14 protein-coding genes are annotated in these 12,883 nt (G+C 62.9%); 11 read left to right on the forward strand and 3 right to left on the reverse strand.

The features are described 5' to 3' along the window. From KBY77_RS15510 to KBY77_RS15520, 3 genes are all read left to right on the forward strand, one after another. The coding region (locus tag KBY77_RS15510) for a hypothetical protein (RefSeq protein ID WP_255106434.1) at positions 1 to 590 on the forward strand (590 nt) is incomplete at its 5' end. 129 nt (positions 591 to 719) lie between these two features. After that, the gene (locus KBY77_RS15515; protein WP_255106436.1) at positions 720 to 2,369 is read left to right on the forward strand and encodes a transposase; all 1,650 of its coding nucleotides are present in this window, start codon (positions 720 to 722) and stop codon (positions 2,367 to 2,369) included. Between the two features lie 528 nt (positions 2,370 to 2,897). Further along, complete coding sequence (locus KBY77_RS15520; protein ID WP_255106438.1) at positions 2,898 to 3,044, forward strand: hypothetical protein; 147 nt, start codon at positions 2,898 to 2,900, stop codon at positions 3,042 to 3,044. A gap of 237 nt (positions 3,045 to 3,281) precedes the next feature. On the opposite strand, the gene KBY77_RS15525 is transcribed toward KBY77_RS15520, so the two are convergent. Beyond that, positions 3,282 to 3,905: a hypothetical protein gene (locus KBY77_RS15525; protein WP_255106440.1), complete on the reverse strand. Its 624-nt coding sequence runs from the start codon at positions 3,903 to 3,905 to the stop codon at positions 3,282 to 3,284. A gap of 339 nt (positions 3,906 to 4,244) precedes the next feature. Here KBY77_RS15525 and KBY77_RS16685 point away from each other — a divergent pair, with 339 nt between their 5' ends. The 8 genes from KBY77_RS16685 (at position 4,245) to KBY77_RS15565 (ending at position 11,367) form a co-directional block, all read left to right on the forward strand. After that, complete coding sequence (locus KBY77_RS16685; protein ID WP_255106443.1) at positions 4,245 to 4,940, forward strand: DUF4357 domain-containing protein; 696 nt, start codon at positions 4,245 to 4,247, stop codon at positions 4,938 to 4,940. Positions 4,941 to 5,005: 65 nt separating this feature from the next. Continuing rightward, positions 5,006 to 5,233 (forward strand): hypothetical protein, encoded by a 228-nt coding sequence (locus KBY77_RS15535; RefSeq protein ID WP_255106445.1) that lies wholly within the window; start codon positions 5,006 to 5,008, stop codon positions 5,231 to 5,233. Between the two features lie 459 nt (positions 5,234 to 5,692). Further along, positions 5,693 to 5,983 (forward strand): hypothetical protein, encoded by a 291-nt coding sequence (locus KBY77_RS15540; RefSeq protein WP_255106448.1) that lies wholly within the window; start codon positions 5,693 to 5,695, stop codon positions 5,981 to 5,983. A gap of 78 nt (positions 5,984 to 6,061) precedes the next feature. Then, on the forward strand, positions 6,062 to 9,178 hold the full coding sequence (locus KBY77_RS15545; protein ID WP_255106450.1) for a type I restriction endonuclease subunit R: 3,117 nt from the start codon (positions 6,062 to 6,064) through the stop codon (positions 9,176 to 9,178). Positions 9,179 to 9,275: 97 nt separating this feature from the next. Next, positions 9,276 to 10,175: a polyphosphate kinase 2 gene (gene ppk2, locus KBY77_RS15550; protein ID WP_255106452.1), complete on the forward strand. Its 900-nt coding sequence runs from the start codon at positions 9,276 to 9,278 to the stop codon at positions 10,173 to 10,175. Between the two features lie 144 nt (positions 10,176 to 10,319). Then, the gene (locus KBY77_RS15555) at positions 10,320 to 10,592 is read left to right on the forward strand and encodes a hypothetical protein (protein ID WP_255106454.1); all 273 of its coding nucleotides are present in this window, start codon (positions 10,320 to 10,322) and stop codon (positions 10,590 to 10,592) included. Positions 10,593 to 10,647: 55 nt separating this feature from the next. After that, on the forward strand, positions 10,648 to 10,938 hold the full coding sequence (locus KBY77_RS15560; RefSeq protein WP_255106456.1) for a type II toxin-antitoxin system Phd/YefM family antitoxin: 291 nt from the start codon (positions 10,648 to 10,650) through the stop codon (positions 10,936 to 10,938). Positions 10,939 to 10,941: 3 nt separating this feature from the next. Beyond that, on the forward strand, positions 10,942 to 11,367 hold the full coding sequence (locus KBY77_RS15565; RefSeq protein WP_255106458.1) for a type II toxin-antitoxin system VapC family toxin: 426 nt from the start codon (positions 10,942 to 10,944) through the stop codon (positions 11,365 to 11,367). 13 nt (positions 11,368 to 11,380) lie between these two features. Here the strand turns inward: KBY77_RS15565 and KBY77_RS15570 are convergent, their stop codons facing one another. Together KBY77_RS15570 and KBY77_RS15575 are read right to left on the reverse strand one after the other, a co-directional pair. Next, positions 11,381 to 11,896, reverse strand: a complete 516-nt coding sequence (locus KBY77_RS15570; protein ID WP_255106460.1) for a hypothetical protein — start codon at positions 11,894 to 11,896, stop codon at positions 11,381 to 11,383. Continuing rightward, on the reverse strand, positions 11,893 to 12,876 hold the full coding sequence (locus KBY77_RS15575; protein ID WP_255106462.1) for a DUF952 domain-containing protein: 984 nt from the start codon (positions 12,874 to 12,876) through the stop codon (positions 11,893 to 11,895). The genes KBY77_RS15570 and KBY77_RS15575 overlap by 4 nt, the downstream gene beginning before the upstream one ends. Positions 12,877 to 12,883: the final 7 nt, after the last annotated feature.

Below are 12,883 nucleotides of genomic sequence, written 5' to 3' on the forward strand. Positions count from 1 at the left end.
GCAACCAGAAAGCGGGCGAAAAGCCTCTGAATGAACGCAGAGCTCTCCCTGAGCCCAACAGAACACTCAGGCGGGGATTTCTGGCCTCAGATGCCTTTAAAACCCCTGTAGACCAGAGCTTCCTTAGCGGTGCCACTGTAAGTAAAACCTACATTTGGAAAGGCCAGGTTGCTGTTAATTCTTTTACCCCACAGCAGTACAATAATCTAATTTTCAAGGAGCCCACAACAGGACCCTGGTTGGAAAAAGTTGGTCTTCCCTTTCCAGAAGCCCCAAAGCCCACGCCTAAGGATATATTTATATCTCTTTCTAATCAAGGCGGTTATGTTGCTAAATGGTCCTTAATTTATATTTTACTTGGGAAGGCGGCGCCTGTGTTTGAGGGGGGAACATTGGCTTTAGGCATGGATAAAGAAGTTTTCATCCAGCCAAACGCGGTAGGCATAGTATTCGCAGTTGATGCTCTTGGCAAGATTGGTGACCCAAATATATTCCGTCAAGTTATACCCTCAAACAGCAGAAATTGCTTTGTATTAACAGGCACAATCTTCAATCCTGCAAAATCCTTGAAGGCGGATAGCGATTGCTAGTTTCGCGTCCCGGAGATTTGTGAGTAAAGTTGCTTGTCCGGCGACAATCAGGTTGACCGGCGCATTGCATCGTTACTTGGGTTACTTGCGTAAGGTTGTTGCATCAATGTTTGGCGCAAGGAGGAGGTCATGCCGAGCGGTGCTGTGGCCGGGAGGCGTGAGGTTCGAGCGGCCGGCCCTGATCCGCAGCGCAGACGGGCCGCGATGGAGGCGGCCCGCCAGCGCTACGGGGGCCTGAGTGCTGCCGGTAAGCGGAGATTGCTGGACGAGCTGGAGGCGATCACGGGGTATCACCGCAAATCGCTGTTGCGGCTGCTCAATCGCCAGGCTGTTGCCCCCGCCGAATCAGAAGGGCCGCTCGATCAGGCGGCCCTCAAGCCCCATCCCCGGCGCCGCTATGGCCCGGAAGCAACAGCGGCATTGGTGCCGCTATGGGAGGCCAGTGATCGGCTGTGTGGCAAGCGCCTGGTGGCCCTGCTACCGCTGCTGGTGGAATCGCTGGAGCAACACGGCCATCTGAGCCTGGAGCCTGCGGTGCGTGAGCAGGTGCTGGTAATGAGCAGCGCCACGATCGATCGGCTGCTGGGACCGATCCGCAAGGCCAGCGCTGCCAACAACTGGCGGCGGCCGCCGCGGGCCTACAGCTCCGTGCGGCGGCGGGTGCCGGTGCGCACGTTCAAGGGCTGGAGCAATCACAGGGAGCCTGGCTGGCTGGAAATCGATCTGGTGGCCCACTGCGGCGGCCGCATGCAGGGCCCCTTTCTTTGGACTCTGATGGCCACGGATATCGCCACGGGCTGGAGCGAAAGCCTGCCGATCCTGGTGCGCGATGGCGCGGTGGTGCTCACGGCCCTGCAGCTGATCCGCCGGCAACTGCCGTTTCCACTACGGGGGATCGATGCCGACAACGACCCGGTGTTCATGAACAGCCTGATGGAGGCCTGGTGTGACCGGCCGGGCCACCAGATCGTGCTCACCCGATCGCGGGCGTACCAGAGCAATGACCAGGCCTGGGTGGAGCAGAAGAACGGGATGCTGGTGCGCCGGGTGGTGGGCTACCAGCGGCTGGAGGGTTTGGAGGCGGCCCAGGTGCTGGGCGAGCTGTACGGCGCGCTGCGGCTGTTCACCAACCTGTTCCAGCCATCGTTCAAGCTCAAAAGCAGTGAGCGCGACGGCGGCCGGATCAAGCGGCAGCACCACCCACCGCGAACGCCCCTGCAGCGGTTGCTGGCCAGTGGCGTGCTGAGCGAGGAGACGGCCGAACCCTGGCGGGAGCTACGGCGCCGCAGTGACCCGGTGGCCTTGCTCGCCACGATTCGCCGCTGCCAGGGCCAGTTGGCGGTGCTGGCCAGCGCTGAGGAGGGCTCTGCCTTGCAAGCCAGCCGAACGGAGAGGGATCTGGCTGCGGAGAACCGATCGCTGGAGGTGTTCCTGGGCGGCCTGCAGGACCTCTGGCAGAACAACCAGCCCAGGCGTCGCAAACCCAAGCCACGCATCGGCAAACGCAGCAGGCCCGATCCGTTTGAACCGGATGTGGAGCGGATCGAACAATGGCTGCAGGCCGAGCCCCAGCTCAGGGCCAAGACGCTGCTGGAGCGGCTGATCGATCACAACCCGGAGCGCTACAGCCCACGCCACCTGCGCACCCTGCAGCGGCGCCTGCGCGGTTACCGGCTGCAATGGATCGAGAACGAGATGGCCGCTCTGGCGGTGGCCGGGCCTCCAAGCCTGCAGGAAGGTGAAAGCGTGCAGAAGCCAGTGTTACCAGGCGTCAATTGAAATGGGTAACAAGTTGTTGATGCAAAGCGAGGGGCCAACTTGATTGACGCCTGGTGCCGATCAGCAGACAGTAATCAAGGCAGGGGATCTGCCCGGAGATGGGCAAGATTTCGTGTCGACGGAAAGAGGTTGTCGTCACAGGCAACCGCGGAGCAGCTCAGGGGGCCTCACCGGCCAACTTGATTGACGCCAAACGGCCAAGGGGCTTGACGCGAGACAGTTGCTGCAGCTTCTCCAGGATTGACTTCCCTGTGGCGGTCCAGTTCAACAAGACTAAGGCCCTGTTGAACTGGACCGCCACGAACTGCTCGATACGCGCTATCAAGCCCACAACGCTGGAGAAGCTGCCCCGTCGGATGGCCCGCTGAGTGATGATCCCAAACCAGCGCTCAACCTGGTTCAGCCAGGAGTCATAGGTGTGGATGGAGTGCACATGGAAGCAGGGACGCTGTGCCAGCCACGACCAACCTTGGTGTGCTTGTGAGTGCAGGTGTTGTTCACGATCAGGTTCAGTCCAGCATCTCGGGCATGGAGCTCTCGATCAGGGTGCAGGAACCCCAGGAACTCCTGATGCCGGGTTCCAGTGGCCTGACCTCAGATGCCTCTGGAAGCATTCTGCGTTGGCCGGGCATCATGAAAATTCTGAACTCAGCAATGCTTACCAACAGCGGTTGACGGTCAGGGAAGACGCCAACTGACCGGTTGAAAACGCCATGAGTCGATGTGTGGTCCTCTTGTAACGGATCATCCATGGCATCCTGATAGGCGCATCTTCAATCTCTGGATCACGAAGCGACTACCAGGTCTGCATGAGGCCGATTCTCAACATAGTGGCCGCTAGTCAATTGACTGAATGAAAGCCAACATTCCAAGAGACTCCCTGGCATGCATGCACTGCATAAGGATGTTGTCTCATTCGCAGTGATAGCCTCTGCTATTCCTTCCTAGTGCATCCATCTTATTGGCGTAAATTGCATCTGTACGCGTGAAACTCGGATTGAAGATTGTTCCATGAGTATATAGGCAGACACGATCACAAGGATTAAAGCTTAATTTGATGACTGGTTCTTTCCGGCCAACAGGGCGCACCGTGAGATTAACGTGTTTTGCTGTTTCTTCCGGGATGCTGAAAGTCTTTCTGCTCCACATTGCATTGGCGCCAACGAGCTGCCCACTACTTGATTCCGGCACCGGAATTGTTGCCCCCCCTGGTAATGCTATCTGTTTGGGTGATGCTGGAAAGTATGCGAACCCATATTCTACGGTATATCCTGCTTTATTAATGAGCTCTACGGATCCTTTGTCGCCAGCGATGGGTCCGCGCCCTCGTAAGTCGTAAGTGCATCCATTAGGCTTTATTCGTTGTCCGCTTGCATTCCTTTGAATTTGTTGGGCAATCGTAAAGCTCAAATCCTGATTGCTGGTATTGTTGCTATTTGCTTGGTGAGATAGGGATTCTTTGGGATTTGAGAAACTAGTGATGGGTAATGAAAGATTTGACTTGGCTTGGTAGGCAAGCCCAGGGTTGCCGCTCACGGTAGTCAAGCTAATAAAAAGAAAAGCTGCGGCAAGGTATTGATTTTTTTTTAGCTGATGCCATGACCCAAGCCAAGCCAGAATCCAATTTGAATGTAGCACATAGCAAGCTTTAAGTGTGGCCTCCTGCCAGGTTCTTTGGCTGTCACGGGGGCGAGTTCCGCTGGTTTCGCCGAATGAGCCTCTGAGCAACAAGTCTGCGGCAGTCCTTTAGACCTCCTAAGTGTTCGCAATGGACATTGTCGATGCCCGCGAAGAGGCTCTCCGCAAGCTGCTGCGCCTTGCCACAGCCTCGCTCGTGCAACCAACTGCACCTTCTACCGCCTCGTCCGTGATGGCGTGCCAGTGGCTATCCACCGACCCGATGGCAGCATCGCCGGCGACGATGTGCGGCTGGTGGATTTCGCTACCGCTCCTGCCATCGACTGGCTGGTTGTGAACCAGTTCTCGGTGAGCGACGGCCAGCACAACCGCCGGGCCAACCTGATGGTGTTCCTCAATGGTAGCGCCACCATCTGGAATGCCTACGCCCAGCTGCAGACCTACAAGGCCGAGATTCCCTCGCTCCTTCAGACCAACGCCGCCCTGGTGGTGAGCGATGGGTTGCAGGCTCGCATCGGCTCGATCACCGCTAACCAGGAGTGGTTCAAGGTGTGGCGCAGCATTGATGGCGAGGTGCACGCCCCCGCCACCGCTTTGGAGCTGGAAACGCTCATCCGTGGCGTGTTCGAGCCGCAGCGGTTTCTTGATCTGCTACAGCACTTCATCGTCTTCGAGGAAGACCCGGATTCGGGCGCCCTGCACAAGATCATCGCCGGCTATCACCAGTTCCATCGGCAGGGCGTGCTCGCCAAGCTGGACAACCAGGTGGAACTGCTCCAGGTCTATGAGTTCAAGTCGCCGTCCCAGGCGGCGAGACTGCTGCTCGCCCGCAGTGCCAACGGCCGGCTCGACTGGAAAGATGCCGCCGGGATCACCCTCATGGAGCACTTGGAGCGGGCGGCGGCGGCAGCCTCCGCAGACGCTGAGCCGTGAGGTCCCACCCTCACGTGCCAGCGAATCTGGCGGCACCGCTAACCTTGACTCATCACGGCTGGGCCATGACGGAACAGGAACGCCAGCATCAAGACCTCGAAAGCCGGTTGCCGCTGGCCTCCGGTGAAGCCTTCTCTGCTGCGCGCGCACAGGTGCTGGCCTCGGGGCAAAGCGTGCTGCAAAGCGAAGACGGCTTCATCGTCCGGGTCTTCCCCGACGGCCGCAAGCAAAAACTCAAGCCGGTCGAGCCTCCCACTCCGGTCATCCCTGGTACCACCTTCACCATTAGGTGACTGCGCTTACACCCAGGCTGCGGGTGTTCGCAGGGCCCAATGGCTCAGGGAAAAGCGTGCTCAAGGGTGTGCTGCCGCTGTCCTTGCTGGGCTGGGGGTGTTCTTGAACCCGGATGAAATCGAGGCGAGCATCCGCGAGAACGGCTTCCTGGATCTGGGAGCTTTTGGCATCAGCGCCGCCGCAGCGGAGATTTTGCCGGCCTTCACGGGCTCAGAGTTGCTGCGATCGGCAGGGTTGCTGGAGCCTGCTCAGATGTTGCGGTTGGAGGGCGGGCGGCTGGTCTTTGCTGGCGTGGTGGTCAACGCCTACTTCGCTTCGGTGGCGGCTGATGTACTACGCCAGCTTCTGCTGCAGCGCCGGGCCAGCTTCACCTGCGAAACCGTCATGTCCCATCCCGGCAAGGTGGCCCTTCTGGAGAAAGCGAAACAAATCGGCTATCCAATCTCCATCTCTACTTCGTGGCCACGGATGACCCCGAGATCAATGTTTCGCGGGTGCGCAACCGCGTCGGTCTGGGCGGGCATCCCGTGCCGGAAGACGAGATCATCAGCCGCTACCACCGCTTGCTGGCGCACTTGTTGGAGGCCATCAAGCACACAAACCGGGCCTTCATCTTCGACAACTCAACCGACAGCGCCGACCTACAGCTCGCCTGGATCGCAGAAATCACCGATGACTGGCGGCTGGAGTTGAAGACAGACCGGATCCCCGCCTGGTTCAACAGAGCAGTGATTGAGAAGATCGCTTGAGCTTATTCCTGCCAGGCCACACTTCTCCAGGTGCAGATCTACGTCACACTTGTGTCCCGGCGCCAGCCTCCCGCCCCCATGACCCTCAGCGAAGCCGACGTCGAGCAGGCGGCCCTCGGCTGGTTCCAGGAGCTGGGCTACACAATGCTCCCTGGCCCTCAGCTGACCCCCGGCGAACCGGCAGCGGAGCGGGAGTCGTTCAGCGAGGTGGTGCTGGTGGGCCGCCTGCGCGAGGCCATCGCCCGCATCAATCCCGCCATCCCTGACGGCGCCCTGGAAGAGGCCCTGCGCAAGCTCTTGCGCCTCGCTACGCCCTCGCTCGTACAAACCAATCGCGCCTTCCACCGCCTGCTGCGGGAGGGGGTGCCGGTGGAATACCCCCGGGCCGATGGCAGCATCGCCGGCGACCATGTGCGCCTGGTCGACTTCACAACCGTTGCCGCCAACGACTGGCTGGTGGTGAACCAGTTCGCCGTCAGCGACGGCCAGCACCACCGCCGGCCCGATCTGGTGGTGTTCCTCAATGGCCTGCCCCTGGGCCTGATCGAGCTCAAGAACGCCGCCGCTGAAGGGGCCACCATCTGGAGCGCCTACGCCCAGCTGCAGACCTATAAAGCCGAGATCCCCTCGCTCCTTCAGTTCAACGCCGCCCTGGTGGTGAGCGATGGCCTGCAGGCCCGCATCGGCTCGATCACCGCCAACCAGGAATGGTTCAAGGTATGGCGCAGCATCGAGGGCGAAGCCCTCGCACCAGCCTCGGCTCTGGAGCTGGAAACGCTCATCCGTGGCGTGTTCGAGCCGTCGCGCTTCCTCGATCTGCTGCAGCACTTCATCGTCTTCGAGGAAAACCCGGATTCCGGCGCCCTGAGCAAGATCATCGCCGGCTACCACCAGTTCCATGCCGTGAATGCGGCTGTGAAGGAAACCGTGCGCGCCAGCGGCTTGGGCCCGGCAGCCAGCAGCCTGGGCGGACGGCCGGGCGACCGCCGCGCCGGGGTGGTGTGGCACACCCAGGGCAGCGGCAAGAGCTTCTCGATGCTCTTCTATGCCGCCCGCATCGTGCGCCATCCGGCGATGCAGAACCCCACCCTGGTGGTGCTCACCGATCGCAACGATCTCGACGACCAGCTCTTCGGCCAGTTCCAGCGCTGCGCCGACCTTCTCGGCCAGACGCCAGTGCAGGCCGCCAGTCGCGAGCAGCTGCGGGAGCTGCTCAATCGGGCCAGTGGTGGCGTGGTGTTCACCACCATCCAGAAGTTCATGCCGGACAAGGGCGAACCCATGCCCGAGCTGAGCGCCCGGCAGAACATCGTGGTGATCGCCGATGAAGCGCACCGCAGCCAGTACGGCTTCGGCGGCAAGGTGAACGAGAAGACCGGTGAAATGTCTTACGGCTTCGGCAGCAACCTGCGCGATGCCCTGCCCAACGCCTCCTTCATCGGCTTCACCGGTACGCCAATCGAGCAGACCGACGCCAACACCCGCGCCGTGTTCGGCGATTACATCTCCATCTACGACATCCAACGCGCCGTGGCCGACAAGGCCACCGTGCCGATCTACTACGAGAGCCGCATCTCCAAGCTCTCCCTCAATGCCGCCGAGCTGCCCAGGCTCGATGCGGAGTTCGAGGAGATCACCGAAGGCGAGGAGTTCACGCAGAAGGAAAAGCTGAAAACCAAATGGGCTGCCCTCGAAGCGCTGGTGGGCGACCCCAAACGCCTCGCGCTCGTGGCCGCCGACTTGGTGGCGCACCTGGAGAAGCGCCTGGAGGCGATGGACGGCAAGGCGATGGTGGTGTGCATGAGCCGCCGCATCTGCGTGGATCTCTACAACGCCCTCATCCAGCTGCGGCCCGAATGGGCCACCGACACCCTCAAGGTGGTGATGACCGGCAGCGCCGAAGACGGGCCCGACTGGCAGCCCCACATCCGTAGCAAGGAAGCGCGCCGCCAGCTGGCCAACCGCTTCAAGGACGCCGCCGACCCCTTCAAGATCGTGATCGTGCGCGACATGTGGCTCACCGGCTTCGATGCGCCCTGCCTGCACACCATGTACGTCGACAAGCCGATGCAGGGCCACGGTCTGATGCAGGCCATCGCCCGCGTCAACCGGGTATTCCGCGACAAGCCCGGCGGCCTCGTGGTGGATTACCTCGGCCTCGCCGACCAGCTCAAACGCGCCCTGGCCACCTACACCGAAAGCGGCGGCCGGGGCGACCCCGCTCCGCTCGTTGCCCAGGCCATCGCCGTGATGCTCGAAAAGCACGGCATCGCCTCTGATCTGCTGCACGGTTTCGACTGGTCGGCCTGGACCAGCGGCACCCCCACCGAGCGCCTGCAGCTCCTACCCGCCGGCCAGGAGTTCATCCTCCAGCAGGAGAACGGCAAGCAACGTTGGCTGCAGGTGGTGGCCGAACTCTCCCGCGCCTTCGCTCTCTGCTCCGCCAGCGACGAGGCCACCGCCATTCGCGACGACGTGAGTTTCTTCCAGGCCCTGCAGGCCGCCCTCGCCAAGCAATCCAGCAGCACCAGCAAAACGCCCGAACAGATCGATGCCGCCATCCGCCAGCTTGTGAGCAAGGCGATCACCACCGAAGGCCAGGTGATCGATGTGTTCACCGCCGCCGGCCTGCCCAGGCCCGACATCTCGATCCTCAGCGATCAGTTCCTCGCCGAGGTGCGGGGCCTCAAGCACAAGAACGTGGCCGCCGAGCTGCTCGAGAAGTTACTAAAAGACGAGCTAAAAGTGCGCTCCAAGCGCAACCTGGTGCAGAGCCAGGTGTTCTCCGAGAAGCTCAAGAAAGCCCTCAACGCCTACCACAACCGCGCCATCACCACGGCCGAGGTGATCGATGACCTGATCGCCCTTGCCAAGGAACTCGATGCCGCCACCAAGCGCGGCGAGTCCTTAGGCCTCACCGACGACGAAGTGGCCTTCTACGACGCCCTTGCCGCCAACGACAGCGCCGCGGCGGCCATGGGCGACGCCAAGCTCAAAGTGATCGCCGCTGAACTGATCACCCAGGTGAAGAAGAGCGTGACGATCGACTGGACCTTGCGCGAAGGCGCCCGCGCCAAGATCCGCGTGCTGGTGAAACGCATCCTCAACAAATACGGCTACCCGCCCGATCTGCAGGAAGAGGCTGTCAAAACCGTGCTGGCCCAGGCGGAGCTGCTCTGTGCGGCGTGGGTATGAGGGCCTCCCCCAGGGGAGTCCCAACCAACCCCTCAGGGCCAGATCCAGCTCGATATCGATGTGGTGTTTGCCTTCGGAGCTACCGTTGATGGAGGGCGTGGACCGCTCCGCCCGGTTCAAGCGGCTGGCTTGCCCATCTCGCCGGTGTGGGGGCAGCCGGACGATCGCAACGCTCATGAGCAAGAAGCAACGACCATCGCCTGTCGAGACGATCGAGGAGATGCAGAACGATCTTCCCTACGACGAGGCGATCGACAAGAAGGACTACAAACGAGACCTCGTCTCGCTCCAGATCGAACTGCTCAAGGCGCAGCGTCACATCAAGGCTGTCGGACAGCGCGTGGTCATTCTGTTCGAAGGTCGCGATGCGGCGGGCAAGGGTGGATCGATCAAGCGCTTCCGCCAGCACCTGAACCCTCGCGGTAGTGAACATGTCGCGCTGGCGAAACCCAACGATGCCGAAGTGACCCAGTGGTACTTCCAGCGCTACGTCCCGCACCTGCCATCGGCCGGAGAAATCACGATGTTCGACAGGTCGTGGTACAACCGCGCCGGCGTCGAGAAAGTGATGGGCTTCTGCACACCGCAGGAGCATGCCCTGTTCCTCCGCCAGGTTCCCGCCTTCGAACAGTCACTCGTCAGCAGTGGAATCATGGTCTTCAAGATGTGGTTCACCGTGTCGCGGGGACGGCAGAAGCTGCGTTTCGACGCCCGCCGCGAGGATCCCCTCAAGCAGTGGAAGATATCGCCCATCGATGAGGCCAGCGTGACGAAGTACGACGCGTACACCCAGGCGCGCAACGAGATGCTGCTCGCCACCGACACCCTCGTGGCGCCATGGACGATCATCAACTCGAACGAGAAGAGGCGGGCCCGTCTCGGCGCCATCCGCAGCGTTCTCCACGCCCTGGACTACGAACACAAGGACCACGACATCGTCGGTGAGCCCGATCCACGGGTCGTGCGCACGGCACATTCGGTGTTCATCGACAACTGAGCTGCTCCGCGCAGCGTGGGTGTGAGGGCCTCACTCAGGGGAGTTCCAGCCAACCCCGCAGGGCCATATCCAGCCCGATCAGCCGCTGGGGCTCCAGGTGCCCCACCACCATGCCGAGGGAGATGAGACACCGGTGGCACTGGCTTGGATCAGCTGCCACACCCCCTTGGACACCGGCGCCGCCTGGCGCTTCGCCACCGCCCTGCGCCACAGCCCAGGGCGGATGCGCTCACCAGCTCGGAGCAGTCCGCCGATGCCGAGTACCGCTACCAGGTGCAGCTGCTGGACAGCGCCGAGGCCCGCCTGCAGGTGACGTGCTGGTGCCGGCTTCTGGGGGGCACCAGCTGGCAGCGCCGTTGCGGGCCCATGGCCCTGGCGGTGTTCATCCAGCGCTTCCTGCCTGGGGAGCTGCCGTGATCAGGCCACCTTCGCTGTTGCTCGCCAGTATGTGACCACATCAGCTGCAGATGCGATGACCGATGTGGTCGCAACCCAGGTACCCGTGCGGGAGCTCAAAACCCACCTCTCCCAGTGGCTTGCCCGTGTCGAGGCCGGCGAAGTACTGGAGATCACGTCCCATCGACGCCCCATTGCCCGCCTCACCGGCCTCTCCCGAGCCAGCAGCAGTCACTCCCCACTGCAGTCAGCCATCGAAGCAGGCCTCGTCAGTTGGGACGGCCAAAAACCTCACTTACCCACTCCTGTAAAACTCACAGGCGAAGGGCCCTCATTGAGTGCTCTGGTCCTGGAAGGCCGAGGCTGACACGTGCTCATCTTTTGTGACACCTCGGCTCTGGTGAAGCTCGTTGTGAAAGAGGAAGGCAGTGATCGGGTGGCTCAGGCAGCCGATCGCGCCGAAGGCCTCGCGGTCTGCCGAATTGCCTGGGCAGAAGCAATGGCGGCCCTGGCGCAACGCAGTCGTGTCAAGGGTGCCAACCAGCGGGAGTTGCAGCAGGCCCGCCACGCATTAATCCAGATCTGGAACCACTTCGCCATCGTGGAGATCAACCAGGCGCTGGTTGAGAAGGCCGGAACCTTCGCCGATGCCTTTGCTCTTCGGGGCTACGACAGCGTTCAGCTGGCCGCTGTCCACACCCTTCAGGAGCACGCCACCGATCGAGTCATCCTGGCCTGTTTCGATCGCAGGCTGAACCAGGCCCCTCTTCTGATGCAACTGGACGTGATCGAATGAAGGCTGCAACGGTTCATACACTCCTCAGGCCAAGCCTGCGCTCACAGCGCCGCAGACCCTCGGCGCACTCGCCCAGCATCAGCAGGCCCGCGCCGCCCCAGAGCAGCCGCTGCGGCAGATCGAGGGCGCCCGCGCCCAGCTCCCGCTTCGGCTCAAAGCCCAGCCGGCGGAAGTAGCGCACCAGGCGGCGGTGCTGGTGCTCGTCGTCGCGGATGGCCAGCAGCGCGGCGTGGCGGCAGGGGGTGTGCTCCAGCGCCCAGGCGAATGTGGCGGCCCAGATCAACGGACCCACTTGGGCGGCGGCCGGCTCGCCGCGCGGCACCTGGATCCGCAGGGTGTCGAGATGAAGGCCGCCGGGGGTGGGAATAGCCCAGCCCTTGAGGTCCCCCAGCAGCTGGGGGCCGCCCTCGGGCCCGCGGCGGGCCACCCCCACCCGCAACCCCCGCAGCGCCGCGGGTCCGCTCACCTGCAGACGCAGCTGCAATCCCTGCAGCGCACCCCACGTCTCCAGCTCCGCCAGGTGGCTCATGCGGGGAACGGCTCCCAGGCCAGCACCGCCGCCAGCGGCAGAGGGCCCCGGATGTGGGGGAAGAGCTCGCCACTCCCGGGGGCCGGCTCCTCCACCACGGCGATGCCGGACGCAGCCAGGCGCCCGGCATCGATCGTGAGCAGCAGCACATCGGCCGCATCGGCGTAGAAGCGCCGGTGGGTGGCCTCGAGCTGATGGCTGTGGCTGGCGTGGATGAAGCCCACCTCCTCCAGGCTCAGGCCGCGGCTGGAGCGGCGGTAGACCCCCTCGCTCCTGCCGGCGCGCCATTCCGGGGCCAGGGCCAGGTGATACAGCCAGCGCGGCGAGCGCCAGGCGGCTCGCTGTGCCCAGGGCGGGGCCATTACCGCCGCCAGCTCGTGGCTGGCGAGGAACCGCCCAAGCCACGCCTGCACCGTCGTGAGGCCCTCGGCGCTGTCGAACCCCTCCGGATCCGCCAGGCGGAACTGGCGCACGAAGGGCAGCAGGGCCAGATCCGCCAGGGAAGGCCGATCCCCCAGCTCGGGCAACCGGGCGTTCCAGTCGCGCAGGATCATCAGGGCCGCCGAACGATGCTCCTCGGGGTCGACGCCGGGGTGGCGGCCGGCGTACTTGAAGCGGTCGAGGTGGTGCTTGAAGGGGCCGTCGTTGCTGGCGATCAACGCCTCGATCAACGCCCGCCGGGCCGCCTGGCCAGCTGTGTCGGCCCGCCGTCGCAGATCGCCGGGGTCGTGGTGCTCCAGGGCCCAGCGCATCACCGCCAGGCTCTGATCGATCACGCGGCCCGCCGGCAGCACGAGCACCGGCACCGTGCCCTTCGCGGAGGCCTCCAGCAGTTCGGGGGGCTTGGCCTTGAGGTTCACCTCCCGCAGCTCCAGATCGCGGCCGGGCTGTAGACCCGCTGCCGCCAGGGCCAGCCGGGCCCGGATCGCATAGGGGCAGCGGCGGAAGCTGTAGAGGATCGGTCGATCCGTCCTGGGCACAGACCGC

The sequence above is a fragment of the Synechococcus sp. Cruz-7E5 genome, assembly GCF_024345995.1.
GTDB lineage: Bacteria > Cyanobacteriota > Cyanobacteriia > PCC-6307 > Cyanobiaceae > Regnicoccus_A.